Raw genomic sequence first — 20374 nt, forward strand, 5'->3', positions numbered from 1 at the left:
TCACTAGGAGTCGGCGGTTACTTGAGGTCGGACTCGGTGTAGTAGCCGCCGTCGACCAGCACCTGCTTGTAGTTGGACTTGTCGACGCTGACCGGCTGCAGCAGGTAGGCGGGGACGACCTTGGCGCCGTTGTCGTACGTCTTGGTGTCGTTGGTCTGCGGCTTCTTGCCGTTGAGGACGTCGTCGACCATGGTCGAGGCGACCTTGGCCAGCTCACGGGTGTCCTTGTAGACGGTCTGCGTCTGCTCGCCCGCGATGATCGACTTGACCGAGGCCAGCTCGGCGTCCTGACCGGTGACGACGGGCAGCGGCTTGCTCTTGGAGCCGTAGTCGTCCGACTTCAGCGCCGACAGGATGCCGATGGAGATGCCGTCGTACGGCGAGAGCACCGCGTCGACCTTCTTGCTCTGGTACGACTTGGTGAGGATGTCGTCCATGCGCTTCTGCGCGGTGGTGCCGTCCCACCGCAGGGTGGTGACCTGGGTGAGGCCGGTCTGGCCGGACTGGACGACCAGCTTCTTGCTGTCGATGTACGGCTTCAGGACGCTCATCGCACCGTTGAAGAAGTACTTGGTGTTGTTGTCGTCGTTGGAGCCGGCGAACAGCTCGATGTTGAACGGGCCCTTGCCGCTCTTCAGACCGAGCTTGTCGACGATGTAGCCGGCCTGCAGCTCGCCGACCTTGGTGTTGTCGAAGGACGCGTAGTAGTCGACGTTCTTGGTGCCGAGGATCAGCCGGTCGTAGGCGATGACCGGGATCTTCGCGTCGGCGGCCTGCTGGAGGACGTTGTTCAGCGACTTGTTGTCGATCGCGGCGACGATGATGGCCTTCACGCCCTGCGTGATCAGGTTCTCGATCTGCGAGACCTGCTGGTCGGGGTCGTCCTCGCCGTAGACCAGCTTGGTCTTGTAGCCCTTGGACTCCAGGTCCTTGACCACGTTCTTGCCGTCGGCGATCCAGCGCTCGGAGGACTTGGTCGGCATCGCGATGCCGATGGTGCCGCCCTTGCTGCTGCCCTTGCCCTCGTTGCTGCCGCCCTCGCTGTCCTGGCCGCAGGCGGTGAGGGTCAGGGCGAGGGAGGCGGCTCCGGCTATGGCGGCGAGTGCGGCTCTGCGGTTACGCATGATCATCATCCTTGATGTGTGTGCAGGGCTCGGTCTCGCGGTGCGAAGACGCTCCCGAGGGTGGCGCCGGAAAGACCGAGGACAGGTGTGTGGGATTGTGCGCGGCTGTGTCGGCTTTTGTGAAGCAAGGTTTCCGGAACGTTATGCCCGGAGGTCGAACCTGTTGAGTTCGCCCGGCAGTCGAGAACCGAGCGGCGCCATGTCGCCGTCCGCTCCGTGCCGCGCGAGCAGGTCGAGGGCGAGCCGGCCGCGCCGCACCCGCTCCCGGGCGGTGGACAGGGTCAGTTCCCGCAGGTGGTGCCCGTACGGGTAGATCCCGGGCGCCTTGGACAGACCGAACTTCAGATAGAGCGGTGCGCCGCGCCGGATCAGCTCGGCGACCTCGTACATCCGCACGTACCCGCCGAGGTCGTCGGGGGCCTCGATGTACATGTCCATGGGGGCGGCGGAAACCCGCCGGATCTCGGTGAGGTGATCGAGCGTCAGATCACTGGGCACGTTGACCGAGTCGGCGCCGAGGTTCTCGTACACGGCGTACGAGGCCGGGTTGACCGGGCCGATCAGCGCCGAGACCTTCAGGGTCGTGTCGGCCGGGATGATCCCGGCGACGCGGGCCCGGTGCAGTGTCCACAGCACGCCCTCGTCGGCGACGAGCAGGCACTTGACGCCCAACTCCGTGGCCCGGACGGCGTCTTCGACACAGCCGGCGACCGCGTCGTGGCCCCGGGCGCGCAGGCCGGCGCCGCGCGAGTCGGTGCGTACGGAGGCGCCGATGTCCCAGGTGCCGCGCGGTCCGGTGAAGAGGCAGAGCTCGATGTCGCGCTCGCCGGTGGCCTCGACCATCTCGGTGATCTCGGCGTCGGTCAGCATCCAGACACCGCTGCCCTGGCTGATCCGGTGGATCGGCACATCGAGCCGGGAGGACTCCTTGAGGACCACGGCAACGGCCTCGGGGCCTTCGACGGACGGAACCTCGGTGCGCCAGCGGCCGCCTCCCGGGAAGGTGTGCGGCGAGGCGTCGGCGGGGGAGAGGTCGGGCGCGCCCAGGCCGAGCGCGGCGAGCGCCTGCTCACCGGGTCGACGGGCTGCCGTAGGGGAGGCGTCGGTCACAAGCTGTCCTTCGCGTTCGATATTTCGGACATGGTTCGTGTCGGTGGGTGTACGCCGGTACGGAGCGTCAGGTCTCCGTACCGGCGTACGGATCAGGGGTGCGGAAGAACCTGGCTCATGGACGGCTCATGGACGCAGCAGGACCTTTCCGACCTTGGGATCCCCGGACCCCACCAGCTCGATGGCCTGGGGGAACTCGGCGAGTGGCAGCTCGTGCGTGACCAGCGGTGACGGGTTCAGCAGCCCCGCGCCGAACACCCGCACCGCGTGCGCCCAGGCCTCCGGCGGCGCCCCGAACACGGTGTGCACCTCCAGCTGCCGTACGACGAGATCGGTGGGGTCGAGTCCCTCGGCGCCCGGCGCCGGGATTCCCGTCAGGACCAGGCGTCCGCCGCGCCTGAGCAGGGAGGCGGCGGTGCGCGCGGCGGACGCGGACCCGGCGGTCTCGATGACGACGTCGAAGTCGTCGGGGAGTTCCTGGATGGGGGTCCCCCCGCTCGAGCGAAGCCGAGAGTGGGGGATGGTACGGAAGTCGGTGGCGCCGAAGTCCCTGGAGAGCGCGGCCCGGTCGGGGCGGGTGCCCACCACGAGCAGCTCGGCCGGGGAGCCCGCCCTCAGGAACTGCACGGCGAACATCCCTAGCGTCCCCGTGCCCACCACCGCGACCCGCTCACCGGGCCTGGCGTCGGCCTTGAGCGCGGCGGCCGCGATGCAGGCGGCGGGCTCCAGCAGGGCGGCGGCCGTCAGGTCGGCGTCGTCCGGCAGGACATGGAGCAGCCGGGCGGGGAGGGTGAGCGTGGTGGCCATCGCGCCCGGCTGGGTGAAGCCGGTCTCCTCGTACCCCGCCGTGCACAGCGTGGTCTCGCCCGCATGGCAGCGGTCGCAGACCTGGCAGTTGCGGAAACCCTCCCCGACGACCTTGCGGCCGACGAGGGACTCGGGCACTCCCGCGCCGACCCTCTCCACCGTCCCGGACCACTCGTGGCCGGGCGTGAGCGGGTAGCGGACGTATCCGTCGGGCCGGTTGCCCTGATAGACCTCCCGGTCGCTGCCGCAGATGCCGACGGCGTGGACGCGGACGAGCGCCTCGCCGGCCTCCGGCTCCCGGGGCTCGTGGGCGGTCAGCCGGTGCTCGCCCGGCGCCTCGATGACGACCGCGGTGCTCACTGCGTCCCCTTGGGCTTGCGCTGCTCCCAGCCGTCCGCCCAGAGGTCGAAGCGGGCCTGCTGCTGCGGGAATTCGGCCGCCGCGTCGACGTCCAGCTCGACGCCGAGACCCGGCTCGTGCGACAGCTGGAAGTAGCCGTCGACGACCTGCGGCGCGCCCTTCACGACCTTCTTGATCTCCGCGTCCGCGAAGTCGTTGAAGTGCTCCAGGATCTTGAAGTTCGGCGAGGTGAAGCCGACCTGGAGGGAGGCGGCGGTGAGGACGGGCCCGCCCACGTTGTGCGGGGCGACGAGCACGTAGTGCGCCTCGGCGGTGGCGGCCAGCTTCCGCGTCTCCCAGATGCCGCCGATGTGGCCGACGTCCGGCTGGATGATGTCGGCCGCCTGGCTCTCGAAGAGCTCGCGGAACTCGATGCGGTCGTGGATGCGCTCACCGGTGGCGACCGGGATGTCGACCTTGGCGGCGACCTTCTCCAGGGCCTTGAGGTTCTCCGGCGGGACCGGCTCCTCCAGCCAGGCGGGCTTGAAGGGAGCGAGCTCGCGGGCGAGCCGGACGGCGGTGGCGGGGGAGAAGCGCCCGTGCATCTCCAGCATCAGCTCGGCCTCGGGCCCGATGGCGTCGCGCACGGCCTCGATGAGCGAGACGGCGTACAGACTCTGCTCGTGGTCGAGCTCGAAGTGACCGGTGCCGAAGGGGTCGATCTTCAGCGCCTTGTACCCGCGCGCGACGACCTCCTGCGCGGCCTTGTGATACGCCTCGGGCGTCCGCTCGGTCGTGTACCACCCATTGGCGTACGCCTTGACCTTGTCGGTGACCTTGCCGCCGAGCAGCTGCCACACCGGCACCCCGAGGGCCTTGCCCTTGATGTCCCAGCAGGCCATCTCGATGACGGCGATGCCGGACATCACGATCTCGCCGGCGCGCCCGTAGTCGCCGTACTTCATCCGTCGTACGAGGTCCTCGACAGCGAACGGGTCGGAGCCGAGAATGTGATTGGCCTCCGCCTCTCGCAGATAGCCGATCAGTGCGTCGGTGTGGCCCAGCATGCGGGTCTCGCCGACTCCGGTGATGCCCTCGTCGGTGTGCACCTGGACGTACGTCAGGTTGCGCCAGGGCGTCCCGACCACGTGTGTGCTGATTCCCGTGATGCGCACGGCAGTTGCCCCCTGTGCTCTTCGGCTCTGTTCGAAATTTCGTCACACGTTCGAAATGCTGGCGTGACAGTAAGGAGGTGGCCCCGGGGGTGTCAATGGGTCGAACGCATAACGGTTTCGACGCGATGGGATCGGGATGGCGGGGAATGTTCGGGGGTGTCTCAACTCGGCACGCCGGAACGGCCAGTTCCCCACACAACATTCACAGCTGTGCCTACCAACGTTACCTATGAGGAACTTAGTCTTCCCGCGTCATGGACTACTGCCTCCCGTGCCGACGGCACCTCAACGGCGCCCTTGCCTGCCCGGGGTGCGGCACCCCAGTCGAAGAGCTCCACGCGCATGCGGAGGAGGCCGACGCGCGCCCGGAAACGGATGTGGACGCGGCCGACGACGACGCGTACCACGACGAGGGCGACGACGCGGACGAGCGGCCGGGGCGGGCCGCGCGGCGGCGGGATCGGGGTCGAGGCCGCGGGCGCGGTGCCGAAGCCCCCGGTGGCCCGGAAGGTCCGGATGCCCCCGGTGGTGCGAGCCGACGAGACCGCAAGGCCGCGGCGCACCGACGACGGCGGCGCCGGACCCTGCTGATCGTGGCGGGGTTCGTGCTGGCGGCAGGTGGGCTGAGTCTCGCCGAACTCGGCATCGACGCACCCGGGTTGAGCCCGAAGCCGGCTGCGGCCGGGGACGAGTCGGCCGACGGTTCGACGTCCTCGGACGCCAAGGAGACGGCGCGGCCGCAGGGTGACACGTCCGGGGCGGGCGGCGCCTCGCCGACCGACTCGCCCGGCGCTTCCGCGTCGCCCTCCGGCTCCGGGTCTCCGTCCGCGTCCGCCTCCGGCAAGGACAAGAAGACCGAGGACGAGGAGTCCGCGGCCACCGGCACGACCCCGGGCCGCCCGACCTCGGCCCCCACCCGCACCACGGCCCCCGAAACGACCGCCCCCGCCACATCCGCCCCGACGACGTCCGTGCCGACCCCGGACCCTGCACCGTCGGAAACCTGCAACCGCTTCTTGTGGTGGTGCACGTAGGGGTGTTTTCGGGGGCGAGGGAACTACGCCGTCAGCATCCGCCGCAGCAGATCCCGCAGCGCCAGCCGCTCCTCCTCCGACAGCCCCGCGAGAGGCTCGCGCGCGAAGTTCAGTGAGTCGCGCATCCCCCGGGCCACGTTCCGCCCCTCGGGCGTCGCCGCGGCCAGCTTCACCCGGCGATCCGCCGGGTCCGGGCGGCGCTCCACCAGCCCCCGCGCCTCCAGCCGGTCCACGATCCCCGTGACGTTGGACGGCTCGCACTTCAGCTGCTGCGCCAGCCGCCGCATCGGCAGCGGCTCGAGCGACAGCAGGCTGAGCAGCCGCGCCTGCGCACCGGTCAGCGCGTGCTCGGCCGCCGCGTCCTCGTACTCCTCGTGGTAGCGCGCCACGACCGTGCCGATCAGTTCGACGACCTCCATGGTCAGGGGGTCGATTCGGGTTGTCTTCTGCGTGGCCATGGACTCCAGGTTACCCGGTTACTTGACATCATGAAATATTCAGGAGCATTGTTGTTTCAGATAGTGAAGTATTCGCCCGCGGAGTCGCACGCAGGAACCCGTGGGACATCGCGGGAATCCGCAGGAAACAGGAGAGGCGCACCCTCATGACCGACACCCCCCAGCTCCCCGCCGTCAGCCGCGAATGGCACCTGGTCAGCCGCCCGGTCGGCTGGCCCAAGCCGGAGGACTTCGCCCTGGTCGAGGCCGAGGTCCGGCAGCCGGGGGAGGGTCAGGTCCTGGTCCGGAACAAGTACGTGTCCGTGGACCCGTACATGCGTGGCCGGATGAGCGCCGCCAAGTCGTACGTCGCCCCCTTCGAGCTGGGCAAGGTCATGCAGGGCGGCGCGGTCGGTGAGGTCGTCGCCTCGAACGCCGAGGGGATCGAGGTCGGCGACCACGTCCTGCACTTCTTCGGCTGGCGCGAGTACGCCGTCGTCGACGCCAAGCAGGCCGTCAAGGTGGACCCGGAGGCCGCGCCGCTGTCGACGTACCTCGGCGTCCTCGGGATGACCGGACTCACCGCGTACGCGGGCCTCCTGCGCACCGCCTCCTTCAAGGAGGGCGACTCCGTCTTCGTGTCCGGCGCCGCCGGTGCCGTCGGCAGCCAGGTCGGGCAGATCGCCAAGCTCAAGGGCGCCTCGCGCGTCATCGGCTCCGCCGGCTCCGACGAGAAGGTCAAGCTGCTCATCGAGGAGTACGGCTTCGACGCCGCCTTCAACTACAAGAGCGGCCCGGTGGGCGAGCAGCTGCGTGAGGCCGCGCCCGACGGCGTCGACGTGTACTTCGACAACGTGGGCGGCGACCATCTGGAGGCGGCCATCGGCTCCCTCAACCAGGGCGGCCGCATCGCCGTCTGCGGCATGATCTCCGTCTACAACAGCACCGAGCCGGTCCCCGGACCGAAGAATCTCGCCCGGCTGATCCAGACCCGCGGCCGCATCGAGGGCTTCCTCGTCGGCGACCACTACGACCTGCAGCAGCAGTTCGTCCAGGAGGTCGGCGCCTGGGTCCGCTCCGGCGAGCTCAAGTACAGCGAGACGGTCGTCGAGGGCGTCGAGAACAACCTGGAGGCGTTCTTCGGCGTCCTGCGCGGCGACAACATCGGAAAGATGATCGTCAAGCTCTGAGCCCGCGGCGATCCCGAGCGGGCCTGTGTCGGCGATCCCGAGCGGGCCTGTCGCTGGACTTCCGACATGCGGTAACTTCTTTCCGAAGTCGTCGCGATCGTGGGCGCGAGTCGCGGCGGACCAAGGAGGAACGCACCGTATGTCCATCCAGCAGTCCGATGTCCTGTACACCGCCGTCGCCACCGCCGAGAACGGTCGCGACGGCCGGGTCGCCACCGACGACGGCAAGCTCGACGTCGTCGTCAACCCGCCCAAGGAGATGGGCGGCAGCGGCGCGGGCACCAACCCGGAGCAGCTCTTCGCCGCCGGGTACAGCGCCTGCTTCCAGGGCGCCCTCGGTGTCGTCGCCCGCCAGGAGAACGCCGACATCTCCGGCTCGACCGTCACCGCGAAGGTCGGCATAGGCAAGAACGAGGAAGGGTTCGGGATCATCGTCGAGATCTCCGCCGACATCCCGAACGTCGATGCCGCCACCGCTCGTACTCTCGTCGAGAAGGCCCACCAGGTGTGCCCGTACTCGAAGGCGACTCGCGGCAACATCACCGTGACGCTTGCCTGACGGCATTCGTTGCTCACGGCGGAGGCCGCACCCTAGGACGTGGGGTGCGGCCTCTGCCGTGTCACCAGGTTCGGGACACCGCCAGCAGTGCCCTGCCCACCTGGGGGAATTCCCCCTTCGGATGGTCGCGGAAGAGCGGCTCGGTGCCGAACAGCACCGCGTGCGGACCACTGACCACCGACGCCTGGCCTCCCGCCGCCGTGGGCCCGCCGGTGCCGTCTTCCAGCGCCCGCCAGTGCCCGGAGACGAGCGGATCACCCGTCGCGTACGACTGCTCGACGCGGACCCCGGGCCCGAGATCGGTGAACCAGAGGGGGGCGTACACGAAGCTGTGATCGGGCGCCCCCGCCGTGACCGGGCCGCCCGAATTCACCACTCTCACCACGCCGTTGGCGTCCCCGTTGCCCTCGACCGGTCGCACGGAGAGCAGTCCGGCGGCAGTGTTGACCGCGGCACCGGTGGCTCCGCGGCCGACGAGGCCGTGGATGCCCAGGAAGGCGTCCAGGGCCGTCCGCGCCGACGCGGTCAGGGCCGTGTGGTCCAGTCCCGACGACACGAACAGCACATCCGCCGAGGACCAGTCGAAGCCCGCGTTGAGGATCGCCGTCGACACCGGGACCACGTCGAAGTTCATCTCGCGGAGGGCGAAGAGCTCACCGGCCGTGACGGCGGCGGCGACGCGGGTGGGGTGCAGGAGGGTGCCGCCGGTCGTCTTCGTTGCGTCGAAGACGACGTCGTACGCGCGGGCGAGGGCATCGGCCTTCGGGCGGGCCGACGACGGGACGAGCGCATTGCCGTCGGCGGTCCGGCGTACGGAAACACCCTGCCGAAGAAGGGAGTTGAGCGCCGCGATCTCCTGCGGGGTGTCGAGACGCAGACGGAGGTCGCCGCGCGGAGCGACGTATCCGACGCGCGTGGCGGCGGCGACCGCGCGCAGCGCGACGGCGGACAGACTTCCGCTGCGCACGCGCTCGACCGTCGCGCCCCACAGGCGGCCCAGGCTCCAGCCCGAGATGTCGTACATCGTCGACACCTTGGCACTGATGTCCCGGCCGTCCGCGAGCATCACATTGGCGAGACCGCGTTTGGGCTGGTGCAGGTCGACGACGTACGAGCCCTTGGCGTACGACCGTCCCGCGAGCCGGACGTCACGGGTCGCGCGGGTGACGCGTACGTCATGGGCGAGGAGGTGGTCGACGAGACGGGCGGCGGCCGTGGCCGACCGCTGTGCGGGACCGGCCGGAATGACGTACGCGCGCGGGAAGTCGGTCGTGTACACGTCCTCGGGGCCGATGCCCGGGACGCCCGGGACCGTCTCGGCGGAGACCGGCACCTGGGGCGCGCCCGTCGCACCGCGCCGGAAGAGCTCGATCTGGTCGGCGATCAGGGAAGTCCGGTGGGACTGGGCGAAGTCGAGGGTCGCGCGCATGGCCGCGCCCGCGACGTCGACGTTGATGGCCGAACGGCGCCTGAGCTCGTCCACCGGCAGGGTGTCGTACGCCGAGTTGTTCACCGTCAGCGGGATCTCGACGGTGTGCGCGGCGACCGTGCCGTGGAACGCCGCGTACTGGGGTGTGAAGATCGGCGGCCAGTCGTCCCAGCCCTCCTGCTGGTCGCGGAAGGGGATCTGGGCCGGCTCCACGCCGTCCTTGGCGGGGGTGTAGCCGAGGCCGTTGACGGCGGCCTCCATGCCGAGGGCGTTGGCGTAGGTGTTCTTGAGGAAGAGGTCGTACTCGTAGTTCTCGCCGTGCGGCGGGGTGGCCGGCTCGATGAGGGTGCCGTTGACGTAGCCGTGCAGGTCGAGCATGACGGCCGGCTGCTTGTCGATCTCGATCTGCCGCATGGCGCGCGCCTCGGGCTGCGAGGCGGTGATCAGGTCGCGGTTCAGGTCGAAGCCGTTGGCGTTGGCGCGGGTGCCCGCGATACGGCCGTCCGGGTTCGCGGTGATGTTGAAGTAGAGGCGGTTGTGGGCGAGGAGATCGGTGGTCTTCGCGTCGTGCGCGGTCGCGAGCCGCTCGATCAGCTTGAGGCCGGCGTCCGTGCCCTCCCACTCGTTGCCGTGGATGTTGCTGTTGAAGAAGACGGGCGTCTTGTAGGTCTTCTTGACGGCCGAGTCCTTGGCGGCCGTCCGGGGCGCGTTCTCGATGAGCTCGCGCATACGTTCCTGGGCGCGGGTCTCGCGGGCGCTCTCCGGGGCGGTGACGGTGACGAGGTAGAGCCGGTGACCGCCGGCCGAGCGGCCCGCGACCTCGACGCTGACCCGGTCGCCGAGACGCTGCAGGGCGTTCAGCTTCGGGGCGATGCCGTGGTACGGGGTGAGGCCGAGCTTGATGGACTTGTCGGCGGGGTTCTCCGGGTCCGGGGTGAGGACCTGCTCGCGGGGGTAGCCGCCGGCGCTCGCGCTTGCGGAGAGGTCGGTGACGGGGGCGGTGAGGGCGTTGCGGGCGGCGCTCGCGGGTGCCCCGGCCGCGCCCTTCGCCGAGGCGGATCCCTCACGGACCGGCGGTCTGCGGTCCGCGGTGGCGCTGGGGGGAGTGAACAGGAGCGAGCCGGCCGCGGTGACGATGACGGTGGCGATCAGGACGGGTCTGCGAAGACGCATCGGACGGGACTTCGGTGAGCGCACGCGTCGTACCTCCTGAGGCGGGGGTCCTGTGAGCGGTACGGCGAGGTGTACCTGTTCGACTCTTCCGCAACAAGAGGGCGTTGCTGTCACGGCGGTGGTCATGGATGCCCCGGATGGCGCATCCCCGGAGGGCCGGAAGGGGCATGCTGAGTGCGGGCGCCGGCGCGAGGGCGGGCCGCGCCGCAGGTTCGGCCGAGCGGTTGCAGCGCGTGGCGAGGAGGGCCCATGTCCCCGATTCCGTCGATCCCGTCGCTTCCCAGCAGGGAGGACGTGGTGCGCATGGCGCGCAACACGACCGACCTCACGGGCCAACTCCTCGACACGGCGGGGAACATCACCAGAATCGCCGTCAACACATTCGATCCCCGGGACGGATCGGGGGCGGAGGTGCTGCGCGTCCTGCGCGAGACGACGGCCGAGCTGGCCGAGGCGAGCGCCTCCCCGCAGGCGCAGGAGGCGTTCTACCGGATCGTGGACACACTGACGCGGCTGGGCACGAGCGGGGCGCCGCTGGCCGTGCATCCCGTGAGCGAACCGGCGCAGGCGCTGCTCGCCGCGCTGGGCGACAGTCTGTTGCCCATCCTCGACGCGGTGGAGCCCGCCGTGGAGGAGGCGGCCGTCGCGCTGGGGGAGCTGGCGGAGGCGACATCGCCGCTGCTGCCCGCGGCGGCGGGGGTCGCGGCGGGGGCGCTGCTCGCGCTGACTCCGGTGGTACGGGCCGCCGCGGACGTCCTGCGGCATTCGGCACCCGAACTCCGGCGCATCGCCGATGCGTTGACCGCCGCGCTGGCTCCGCTGCTGCCGTTGCAGGTGGCGTTGGCGGAGCGGGCGGCCGCCGCGGGGGCGGGGGTCGTGCGGGCCGGGCTGCCTCCCCTCGCCGATCTCACGGAGGCGGCGGCCGCCGCGATGACCGCCGTCCGTCCGCTGCTCATCGCGAGCGAGGAGCTCCTGGTCTCCGGCCTCGAACAACTCCAGCCGGTCCTTGTCGCCAGCGCCTCCCGCGCGGGGCGCGTCGCCCGGGCGGCGGCCGTCCGTGTCTCGGCAGCGGTGTCGCCCGCGGCGGAACGGGGCGTGGTGGTCGCGGTCACACCCGTGTAGTTCCGAAAACCCACCACCCGCACCCCCACCCACCGCCCGCTAAAGTTCCCCCCATGCGCGATCTCGGGGTGGGCTTCACCTACTTGGTGCAGGGCCAGCGATGGGTGGCCCGGCACGGGAAGCAGTACGGGTTCGGACTGGTCCCGGGGCTCATCACCCTGGTGCTGTACGCGGCGGCGCTCGTCGCCCTCGCCCTGTACGGCGAGGACTTCGTCACCTGGGCCACCCCCTTCGCGGACGACTGGACCAGCCCCTGGCAGGGCCTCTTCCGCGGCTTCCTCACCGCCGTACTCTTCGCCCTCGCCCTGCTCCTCGCCGTCCTCACCTTCACCGCGGTCACCCTCCTCATAGGACAGCCCTTCTACGAGAGCCTCTCGGAGAAGGTCGACCGCGACGTCTCACCGGACGGCACGGCCCCCGAGTCGGGACTCCCGCTCTGGCGAGAGCTGTGGATCTCGGCGCGGGACAGCCTCCGTATCCTCGTCAGGGCGGCCCTGTGGGGCGTGCTCCTCTTCGGCCTCGGCTTCGTCCCGTTCGTCGGCCAGACGGTCGTCCCGGTGATCGGCTTCTTCGTCACCGGGTTCTTCCTCACCGAGGAGCTCACCGCCGTGGCCCTCCAGCGCCGCGGTATCGACCTCCGTGCCCGCCTCTCACTGCTCCGCTCCCGCAAGATGCTCGTCTGGGGCTTCGGTACCCCCCTGGGCCTGGCCTTCCTGGTTCCCTTCGTCGCGGTCTTCCTGATGCCCGGCGCCGTCGCGGGCGCCACCCTCATGGCCCGCGACCTGCGGGGCGAGGAGTCGGAGACGACCGAGGACGCCCCCGAAACCACAGACGCCCCCGAGGAGGGAGCCACCCCGTGACCGAGACAGTCGCCGTCGCCGTCATCACGGTCCTGGCCGTCATCGCCCCCGGCGCCGACTTCGCCATGGTCGTCCGCAACAGCTACCTCTACGGCCGCCGGACGGGGCTGTTCGCCGCCACGGGTGTCGCCGCCGGCGTCCTGGTGCACGTGACGTACACGATGCTCGGCGTCGGACTCCTGATCGCGTCCTCGACCGCCCTGTTCACCGTGATCAAGCTGATCGGTGCGGCGTACCTCGTCTACATCGGCGTACGCACCTTCCGGGCGCGCGGGGACGTCGAGGTCGACCTGGACGACAAGACGGCCCTGACCCCGTTCGCCGCCCTGCGCACCGGCTTCCTCACCAACGTCCTCAACCCCAAGACGACCCTCTTCGTCGTCTCGACCTTCGCCCAGGTGGTCAGCCCCGGCACCCCGGTCTACCAGCAGGTGGGCTACGGGCTGTTCATGTCCTTCGCCCACCTGCTGTGGTTCGGCGTCGTCGCGGTCTTCTTCTCGCACGACCGGATGCGCACGCTGATGCTGCGCGGCCAGAAGGTCCTGAACAAGGTCATCGGATCGGTCCTGGCCGGGCTGGGCATCAGCCTCGCGTTCGCTCCGTCGCACTAGCGGGAGCGGGTACCGGAGCCGTCGCCGGAGCGGGAACGGGAGCGGTCGCCGAAGCGGTGGTGGTCGCGTCCACCGCCACCGTCAGGATCGCCCGCACCTGATCGATGATGTCCAGCCGGTTCCGCACGAACTCCGGATCGGTGACCGTGCCGGTCGCCGGGTCCGTGTTGCCCGTGCCGAACTGCAGCACCGGCGTGTGCACATGCCCTCCGGGGAGTGTGGAGTGCAGCCCGAGGCGGTCGCGGAGCAGCGTCGCGCGATAGGCGATCTCGTTGGAGAGGTAGTTGCCACCGCCCCCGGCGCGGGCCGTGGAACCCGGGGTCGGGCCGTCGGGGCGTACGACCGGGTCCGTCCCTCCCTCCGGGATCTCGGTCACCGGTGTGTTGTCGTACACGGGGAAGCGGCCGGTGTTCGCGGCGACGATCTCCTGGTACGGGAGGGTCGTCGACGTCCACTGCGGCTGCGAGGCCGGGTCGGTGACCGGGATCGTTTCGGTCACCGAGAGGTTCAGGTTGTCCGGATAGCCGCCCCGCCAGGCCCCGTTGGTCCGCTCCACGTCGAAGCGGCCGACGCGACCCTGGCTGACCGTCGTGAACAGGTCCACGTGCGGCAGATACGGCCGAAGCGTGCGCTCCACCGTGCCTCCCCCAGTGCCGAATGCCTGGGAGGTGCCCCCAGTGAAGTCCTGCCAGCGGACCGGGAACATGGCCGTCTCGACGCGCGCCGGACCGTTTGCCGTCTGGATCGTCGTGCCGTCGAGGGCGAGCGCGGTGGCCCCGGAGGGGTTGGAGATCCGGATGTCGCGGTCCAGCGTGAACGGGTCGAAACCGGTGACGAGGATCCGCTTCACACCCTTGGCGTGCGGGTAACGGATGGCATTCTGGCCGCGCGAGTTCCGCTCCAACGCGTCCAGCAGCTGGGCGCGTTGGGCGTCGGAGAGGTCGAACTCAGGTGTCCACCGGCGCACTTCACGTGTCATACCGAGCCGGGCCCAGTACAGCGGCCGGTCGTCGTCCCGGCTCAGGTCCCCGCCGACCGGACCCCGGCCCTGCGCCCGGTCGACGGCCCGCCGCCAGAGCCGCGCGCCCTGCTCCACGACAACGTGCCGGGCCTGCTCGTACGAGTCCGCCCTGCCCAGCGCCCGCGCGAACGCCGGTGCCACGGTGTCGAATCCGGAACGCCGCAGGATCTCCTGGGGTGCCGTTCTGTCGAGCCGCTGCTCCTCGACCGTGGAGGTGTCGGCGGCCGACGCGCTGGGCGTGGCCGTCAGACCCGCGAGCAGGGCCAGTCCGAGGACGCCGATCCGAACGCGTAGGTGAGTCAAGGGAGTTCGGGCCTTCCGTCGCGGTGATGGGGGGTGCCCCCTGCTCGCACGACGTCGCGAGCGTGGGGGAGCCGCCGGACGGCGGAAGTATCCCGTGACGGCCGGGGCGTGCGCCATGGTGCGTGACGGGTGCGGCACAGGGGAGTCCTGATGAAGTCCCCCTGGCCCTCCGGCCCTTGGTGTCCGGATCAAGTCGCCCTGGCCGCCCGGCCCTTGGTGTCCGGATCAAGTCGCCCTGGCGCCGGGAATCCTGGAGGCCGACTCCCGCAGAGCGGCCAGGAACGCCTCGGCTGCCGGTGCCAGGGACCGTCCGCGCACGGTCGCCGCGTACACCGCCCGGGCGGGCGCGTCCTCGTCGAGCACCGGGAGCAGAGCGATGTCGGGCCGTACGGACTCCGCGGCGAGCGCCGGGATCAGCGTCACCCCGAGACCGGCGGCGACATATCCCTGCTTGGCGGTCCACTCGGCCACGACATGCGCGACGCGCGGGCGGAACCCGTGCCGCAGGGCCGCGTCGAGCAGCGTGCCCTCGGGGCGGGACCCGCCGGATATCCAGTCGGCGTCGACGAGTTGGGGAAGTCGTACGGAGGGCTCGGCGGCCAGGGGATGGTGGGCGGGGACCGCGACGTAGAGGGACTCGTCGAGCAGGTGGTGCAGGGTGTAGGCATCGAGCGGGGCGCGGCCCGTCGTCGAGACGACGGCCAGGTCGAGGTGGTCGGCGGTCAGCCGGTCCAGGAGTGTGGGGGTGAAGCCCTCCTCGCGGGTGAGCCGGACCCCGGGATGGCGGGCCCGGAACGCCGCGATGGCCCGCGGTACGAGGGCCGCGTCCGCCGTGGCGAAGGCGCCCACCCGTAGCCGCCCGCCCGCCACCTTTCGCAGCGCGGCGAGTTCCCGCCCCGCGCCGTGCAGCCGCTCGACCACCGACTCGGCGTGCGGTACGAGGACCCGCCCGGCCTCGGTCAGCCGCACACCCCGGGCCAGCCGGTCGAAGAGCGGGGCCCCGCCGAGCGACGCCTCCAGCGAGGAGATCTGCCGCGACACCGCGGACTGCGTCCACCCGAGCGTCCGTGCGGCCACGGTGAACGAACCGTGCCGGGCGACTTCGAGGAAGACCCGCAGCCAGACGGTCGAGAGATCGGGTACGTCGTTCCGCCCCCTGGCGTCGACGGCACCGACCATCCGAGTGTCATGCGAGTTCTGCATGACGCACATGCTAGACATTCGCTTGTCGCATCACCTGTGGGTGCCTAGCGTCGAAGACATGGAAAAGATCGCTTTTCTCGGACTCGGCCACATGGGCGCCGCGATGGCACGCCAACTGCTCGGCACCGGGCACCCGTTGACGGTCTGGAATCGCACCGCCGCGAAGGCGGAGCCGTTGGTCGCCGAGGGTGCCACTCCGGCCGCCTCCCCGGCCGAGGCGGTGCGGGACGCGGACGTGGTCATCACGATGCTCGCCGACCCGGCCGCGCTCGACGCCGTCGCGGACGCGATCGTGCCGGTGCTGCGACCGGGCGCGTACTGGGTGGAGATGTCGACGGTCGGCCCGGACGCGATCAAGGAGCTGGCCGCCCGGCTCGGGGAGGGCGTGACGCTCGTCGACGCGCCCGTGGCAGGCAGCACCGACAAGGCCGCCGCGGGCCAACTCGGCATCCTCGCGGGCGGTGACGTGGCCCCTGTGGAGCAGGTGCTGGCGCACTTCGGCACCGTCACCCGCACCGGACCGCTCGGTTCCGGCGCCGCGCTCAAGCTCGTGGTGAACGCCGCCGTACTCGGCGGAGTCGCCCTCGTCGCCGAGATCATGGCCCTCGCGGACGCGCTGGGCATCGACGAGGGCACCGCCCGCACCGCCCTCGCGAACGGCCCGCTCGGCGGCGCCGCCGCCCGCGCCTTCGCCGAGGGCGTGCACTTCGACACCTCGCTCGCCGTCAAGGACGCCGACCTGGCGACCAAGGCGGCCCGACTCCCGGTCATGGAGGCGGTGTTGGGGCACTTCGGGCGGGCCGCCGTGGACCCGGACATCGCCCACGCGGACATCGCCGAGGCGGTCACCCACATCCGTCGATCAAGCTGAAGGAACGCCGTGCAGATCACGTTGGACAACCCGGCCTCCGCGCCCCAGCCCGCCAACGCCTACTACTCCCAGGTCGCCCGCGTCGAACTCCCGGGCGGAGGTGCGCTGTTGTATGTCTCCGGTCAGGTGGCGGACGGCGCGGACCTGGCCGCTCAGAGCCGCGGCGTCTTCGAGGCCATCGACGCCCTGCTCAAGGCGTACGGCGCGACCCTCGCCGACATCATCAACATCCGTACATACCTGACCGACATCGACAAGCTCGCCGAATACGGCGCCGTGCGCCGGGAGTTCCTCACCGGCACCGCACCCACCAGCATGACCTTCGAGGCTTCCCGCCTCTTCAGGCCGGACGCCCTCATCGAGATCGAGGTCGTCGCCGCCACGGCCGGGTCGGAGTGATCCGTTCCGGGTGATACTGCCGCGCATGAAGGCAGCGAACCTGGGCGTGCTCTTCCTCATCGAGCTCGGCGCCCTCGCGGCCGTCGGGTACTGGGGATTCACCCGCGATGTGGCCACGCCGCTCGCCTGGTTCCTCGGCCTCGGCGCACCGGCCGTGCTGATCGCGCTGTGGGGGCTGTTCGGCTCACCGAAGGCGAGGTACAAGACGCGCGGCGCGGTCCGCGTCGGCTTCGAGGTGCTCTGGTTCGGGGCCGGCGTGGTCGCCCTGCTGCTCGCCGGGGCATACGTCTGGGGGATCGCTTTCGCCGCCTTGTGTGCGGCGAGCAAGACGCCGGCCGTCATCTGGCGTCAGTGAGACGGCCGTCGGGGCCTCAGGTCTCGCCCAGCAGTGCGAGAAAGTCCCTGAACGCCCCCGGCATGTCCACCGACTCCGGATCCAGCAGCCACTGGTACTGGAGTCCGTCCATCACCGCCACGAGCAGGGGGGCGGTGCGCTCGGGCGTGAGCCCGTTCGGCAGCCGCTCCCCGTACTCGGCGCGCAGCACCGTCGCCATGCTCGCGCGCACCCGGGCGTACCGCTCGGTGAAGTACTCGCGCGCCGGATGTCCCTCCGTGACGCTCTCGCCGAGCAGCGCCGAGAAGGTCTGGATGATCCCGGGCCGCATGGCGTTGTACTCGACCAGAGAGGCGAGCAGATCGACCCGCCACTGGGTGTCCGGCACGGCGTCCCACTGGTCGCGCTCCTCGAGGACGGCGACGAGCAGGGCGTCCTTCGTCGGGAAGTAGTGCAGCAGCCCCTGTTGGGTGAGTCCCACACGCTCCGCGACCGAGGCCAGGCTCGCGCCCCGGTAACCGCGCTCGGCGATCACCTCCAGGGCCGCCCGGACGATCTCCGCGCGCCGCTCCTCGCTTCTGGCCCTGGTGTTCATGGCGTCACCGTACGACATCCGATCACCCTGAATATAACGGCAAGATTACGAAACCTACCGCTCTACAGGTAGCGGGTGCAGGATGAAGACGTCCAAGGACTTCGACGAGGAGGTGCCGCCGTGGCGGAAACAGCGGAGAACGCGGGGATGAAGGCCGGGAACGTGGCCGATCAGGCCCGCGAGGCGGTCGTCGAGGCAGCCCTCGGCAAGCTCGGCCTGGACGCGAAGGCGAGGCTGCTGTCCGGCAAGGACATGTGGTCGCTGCCCGCGCTCCCGGAGATCGGGCTGACGTCCCTGGTCATGTCCGACGGTCCGATCGGCGTCCGCGGAGTCCACTGGACCGCGGACGACCCGTCCATCGCGCTCCCGTCCCCGACCGCCCTCGCCGCCACCTGGGACCCGGCCCTCGCCCACCGCGCCGGCGCCCTGCTCGCCCAGGAGGCCCGCCGCAAGAGGGTCCACGTCCTGCTCGCCCCGACCGTCAACCTGCACCGCTCCCCGCTCGGCGGCCGTCACTTCGAGGCGTACAGCGAGGACCCGTATCTGACCGGCCGGATCGGCAGCGGTTACGTGCGGGGCGTGCAGTCCGGCGGCGTCGGCACCACCGTCAAGCACTTCGTCGCCAACGACGCCGAGACCGACCGCTTCACGGTCAGCAACGTGGTCTCCGAACGCGCCCTGCGCGAGCTGTACTTGGCTCCCTTCGAGGCCATCGTCGAGAACGCCCACCCCTGGGGCATCATGACGGCCTACAACTCGGTCAACGGCACCACGATGACCGAGCACCGCTACCTGGTGAACGAGATCCTGCGCGGCGAATGGGGCTTCGACGGCTTCAACGTCTCCGACTGGACGGCCGCCCGCTCGACCACCGGCGACATCGAGGGCGGCCTCGACGTCGCCATGCCCGGCCCGCAGACCGTGTACGGCGCACCGCTGGCCGCCGCCGTGCGCGCCGGCGAGGTCGAGGAGGCCAAGGTCGACGAGGCCGTCCGCAACGTGCTCCGCCTCGCCGCCCGCGTCGGCATCCTGGACGGCGCCGAGCCGGTCGTCACCGAGCCGCCCGCCGCCATCGACGGCGAGGCGCTGGCCCGCGAGATCGCCCGCCGCGCCTTCGTCCTCGTACGCAACGAACGTCAGGCCCTGCCCCTGAAACCCGGCACAGTCGCCCTCATCGGCGCGGCCGCCCGCGACGCCCGTGTCCTCGGCGGAGGCTCCGCCACCGTCTTCCCCACCCGGATCGTCTCGCCCCTCGACGGCCTCACCGCCGCCCTCCCCGAGGGCAGCCTCACGTACGCCGTGGGCGCCGACCCGACCGAGGAACTCGCGGTGGCCGACAAGGGGTTCGAGCTGCGCGCCGTCTGCCGCGACGCGAACGGCGAGGTCATCGGCAGCGGCTCCGCGCCCAACGGCCAGATCCAGTGGATGGGTGACGACCTCCCCGAGGGTGTCACCCACGACACCCTCCACACGGTCGAACTGACCGGCACCTTCACCCCGCGCGACAGCGGCCCGCACACCTTCGGCATCAAGGGCCTGGGGGCGTTCACCCTCACCGTCGACGGCACGACGTACTTCGACGACGCCCAGCGCACCGACAAGGACGACCCCTTCGAGGCGTTCTTCGGCGCTCCGGTGCCCCGCGCCCAGGCCGAACTGACCGCGGGCGAGCCGGTCGAGGTCTCCCTCACCCACGTGGTCACTCTCCCCGAGGGCATCCCGATGAAGGTCGTCGGCTTCTCACTCGCCCATCAGGAGCCGCAGCGCGACGCGGACGAGCTGATCGCCGAGGCCGTCGAGGCCGCCCGCGCCGCCGACACCGCGGTCGTCGTGGTCGCCACCACCGACCGCGTCGAGTCCGAGGGCTACGACCGCAAGGACCTCCGACTCCCGGGCCGCCAGGACGAGCTGGTGCACGCCGTCGCCGCCGCCAACCCGAACACCGTCGTGGTCGTCAACTCCGGCTCCCCGGTGGAACTGCCGTGGCGCGACGAGGTCGCCGCCGTGCTCTTGACCTGGTTCCCCGGCCAGGAGGGCGGCGCCGCGCTCGCCGACGTCCTCACCGGCGCGCACGAGCCGGGCGGCCGGCTGCCCAGCACCTGGGGTTCCTTCGCGGACGCCCCGGTCACCCAGGTGGTTCCGGCCGACGGAGAGCTGCCCTACACCGAAGGCGTGTTCATCGGCTACCGCGCCTGGGAGAAGGAAGGGAAGACCCCCTCGTACCCCTTCGGGCACGGCCTCGGCTACACCGATTGGACGTATGAGTCCCTCGAGATCAGCGGTATGACCGCCACGATCCGTGTGCACAACTCGGGTGAGCGCGCCGGGCGCGAGGTCGTCCAGGTCTATCTGGCTCCGGTGGAGGCCGACGCCGAGCGGCCCGCCCGCTGGCTCGCCGGCTTCGCGGGCGTCGAGGCCGGACCGGGCGAGAGTGTCGAGGCCGTTGTGGACCTCCCGCGCCGCGCCTTCGAGATCTGGGACGAGAACGTGGCATCGTGGGCGTTTGTGAAGGGTTCGTACGAGGTTCAGGCGGGCCGTTCGATCATCGACCGCAGGGTCGCGGCGGCGATTAACGTCTGATCCGGGACAAGCTCCCCACCGAGCAGCCCCGGTCCGGAACCTGACCTCCGGGCCGGGGCTCGTCGCCTCTCGGGCACCTGTGGCAGACTCGCGGGCCG

Annotated in this window: 19 protein-coding genes; 10 read left to right on the plus strand and 9 right to left on the minus strand. The window is 70.7% G+C overall.

The window, feature by feature from the left end; all coding sequences use genetic code 11:
• Nucleotides 1-17: 17 nt before the first annotated feature.
• From chvE to IEY95_RS08810, 4 genes are all read right to left on the minus strand, one after another.
• Nucleotides 18-1124 (minus strand): multiple monosaccharide ABC transporter substrate-binding protein, encoded by a 1107-nt coding sequence (gene chvE / locus IEY95_RS08795; RefSeq protein ID WP_189185294.1) that lies wholly within the window; start codon nucleotides 1122-1124, stop codon nucleotides 18-20.
• 141 nt (nucleotides 1125-1265) lie between these two features.
• On the minus strand, nucleotides 1266-2234 hold the full coding sequence (locus tag IEY95_RS08800) for a hypothetical protein (protein WP_189185295.1): 969 nt from the start codon (nucleotides 2232-2234) through the stop codon (nucleotides 1266-1268).
• A 126-nt stretch (nucleotides 2235-2360) separates the two neighbouring features.
• Nucleotides 2361-3401 carry a zinc-dependent alcohol dehydrogenase gene (locus tag IEY95_RS08805; protein WP_189185296.1) on the minus strand — a complete coding sequence of 347 codons (1041 nt, stop codon included), beginning with the start codon at nucleotides 3399-3401 and terminating at the stop codon, nucleotides 2361-2363.
• Nucleotides 3398-4555: a mandelate racemase/muconate lactonizing enzyme family protein gene (locus tag IEY95_RS08810; protein WP_189185297.1), complete on the minus strand. Its 1158-nt coding sequence runs from the start codon at nucleotides 4553-4555 to the stop codon at nucleotides 3398-3400. Before IEY95_RS08810 ends, IEY95_RS08805 begins: the two co-directional genes overlap by 4 nt.
• Nucleotides 4556-4809: 254 nt before the next feature.
• Here IEY95_RS08810 and IEY95_RS08815 point away from each other — a divergent pair, with 254 nt between their 5' ends.
• Nucleotides 4810-5589 (plus strand): SCO2400 family protein, encoded by a 780-nt coding sequence (locus tag IEY95_RS08815; RefSeq protein ID WP_189185298.1) that lies wholly within the window; start codon nucleotides 4810-4812, stop codon nucleotides 5587-5589.
• Between the two features lie 23 nt (nucleotides 5590-5612).
• On the opposite strand, the gene IEY95_RS08820 is transcribed toward IEY95_RS08815, so the two are convergent.
• Entirely contained in the window at nucleotides 5613-6047 is a 435-nt protein-coding gene (locus IEY95_RS08820) for a MarR family winged helix-turn-helix transcriptional regulator (RefSeq protein ID WP_189185299.1), read from the minus strand.
• A 146-nt stretch (nucleotides 6048-6193) separates the two neighbouring features.
• Here IEY95_RS08820 and IEY95_RS08825 point away from each other — a divergent pair, with 146 nt between their 5' ends.
• Nucleotides 6194-7216, plus strand: coding sequence for an NADP-dependent oxidoreductase (locus IEY95_RS08825; RefSeq protein ID WP_189185300.1), 1023 nt, complete (start codon nucleotides 6194-6196; stop codon nucleotides 7214-7216).
• A 139-nt stretch (nucleotides 7217-7355) separates the two neighbouring features.
• Complete coding sequence (locus IEY95_RS08830; RefSeq protein ID WP_189185301.1) at nucleotides 7356-7775, plus strand: organic hydroperoxide resistance protein; 420 nt, start codon at nucleotides 7356-7358, stop codon at nucleotides 7773-7775.
• A gap of 61 nt (nucleotides 7776-7836) precedes the next feature.
• Here IEY95_RS08830 and IEY95_RS08835 read toward each other — a convergent pair whose 3' ends face one another.
• The gene (locus IEY95_RS08835) at nucleotides 7837-10377 is read right to left on the minus strand and encodes a M14 family zinc carboxypeptidase (protein ID WP_189185302.1); all 2541 of its coding nucleotides are present in this window, start codon (nucleotides 10375-10377) and stop codon (nucleotides 7837-7839) included.
• 249 nt (nucleotides 10378-10626) lie between these two features.
• Here IEY95_RS08835 and IEY95_RS08840 point away from each other — a divergent pair, with 249 nt between their 5' ends.
• Genes IEY95_RS08840 through IEY95_RS08850 form a run of 3 tightly spaced genes read left to right on the plus strand, consistent with a single transcriptional unit; the run spans nucleotide 10627 to nucleotide 12970 of the window.
• Nucleotides 10627-11499: a hypothetical protein gene (locus IEY95_RS08840; RefSeq protein WP_229702710.1), complete on the plus strand. Its 873-nt coding sequence runs from the start codon at nucleotides 10627-10629 to the stop codon at nucleotides 11497-11499.
• A gap of 53 nt (nucleotides 11500-11552) precedes the next feature.
• Nucleotides 11553-12359, plus strand: coding sequence for an EI24 domain-containing protein (locus IEY95_RS08845; RefSeq protein WP_189185303.1), 807 nt, complete (start codon nucleotides 11553-11555; stop codon nucleotides 12357-12359).
• Nucleotides 12356-12970 carry a LysE family translocator gene (locus IEY95_RS08850; protein ID WP_189185304.1) on the plus strand — a complete coding sequence of 205 codons (615 nt, stop codon included), beginning with the start codon at nucleotides 12356-12358 and terminating at the stop codon, nucleotides 12968-12970. Before IEY95_RS08845 ends, IEY95_RS08850 begins: the two co-directional genes overlap by 4 nt.
• Here IEY95_RS08850 and IEY95_RS08855 read toward each other — a convergent pair.
• Nucleotides 12942-14294: a pyroglutamyl-peptidase I gene (locus IEY95_RS08855; RefSeq protein WP_229702712.1), complete on the minus strand. Its 1353-nt coding sequence runs from the start codon at nucleotides 14292-14294 to the stop codon at nucleotides 12942-12944. The genes IEY95_RS08850 and IEY95_RS08855 overlap by 29 nt on opposite strands.
• A 225-nt stretch (nucleotides 14295-14519) precedes the next feature.
• The gene (locus tag IEY95_RS08860) at nucleotides 14520-15473 is read right to left on the minus strand and encodes a LysR family transcriptional regulator (protein ID WP_189185450.1); all 954 of its coding nucleotides are present in this window, start codon (nucleotides 15471-15473) and stop codon (nucleotides 14520-14522) included.
• Between the two features lie 82 nt (nucleotides 15474-15555).
• Here IEY95_RS08860 and IEY95_RS08865 point away from each other — a divergent pair, with 82 nt between their 5' ends.
• The 3 genes from IEY95_RS08865 to IEY95_RS08875 are packed head-to-tail and all read left to right on the plus strand — an operon-like array spanning nucleotide 15556 to nucleotide 17122.
• Nucleotides 15556-16368, plus strand: a complete 813-nt coding sequence (locus IEY95_RS08865; RefSeq protein WP_189185305.1) for an NAD(P)-dependent oxidoreductase — start codon at nucleotides 15556-15558, stop codon at nucleotides 16366-16368.
• A 9-nt stretch (nucleotides 16369-16377) separates the two neighbouring features.
• Nucleotides 16378-16767 (plus strand): RidA family protein, encoded by a 390-nt coding sequence (locus IEY95_RS08870; protein WP_189185306.1) that lies wholly within the window; start codon nucleotides 16378-16380, stop codon nucleotides 16765-16767.
• Nucleotides 16768-16792: 25 nt separating this feature from the next.
• Nucleotides 16793-17122, plus strand: a complete 330-nt coding sequence (locus IEY95_RS08875; protein ID WP_189185307.1) for a YrdB family protein — start codon at nucleotides 16793-16795, stop codon at nucleotides 17120-17122.
• A 16-nt stretch (nucleotides 17123-17138) separates the two neighbouring features.
• Here IEY95_RS08875 and IEY95_RS08880 read toward each other — a convergent pair whose 3' ends face one another.
• Nucleotides 17139-17714: a TetR/AcrR family transcriptional regulator gene (locus IEY95_RS08880; protein ID WP_189185308.1), complete on the minus strand. Its 576-nt coding sequence runs from the start codon at nucleotides 17712-17714 to the stop codon at nucleotides 17139-17141.
• A 129-nt stretch (nucleotides 17715-17843) separates the two neighbouring features.
• Here IEY95_RS08880 and IEY95_RS08885 point away from each other — a divergent pair, with 129 nt between their 5' ends.
• Nucleotides 17844-20276, plus strand: coding sequence for a beta-glucosidase family protein (locus IEY95_RS08885; protein ID WP_189185451.1), 2433 nt, complete (start codon nucleotides 17844-17846; stop codon nucleotides 20274-20276).
• Nucleotides 20277-20374 lie beyond the last annotated feature (98 nt).

Source organism: Streptomyces albiflavescens (assembly GCF_014645835.1).
GTDB classification, from domain to species: domain Bacteria; phylum Actinomycetota; class Actinomycetes; order Streptomycetales; family Streptomycetaceae; genus Streptomyces; species Streptomyces albiflavescens.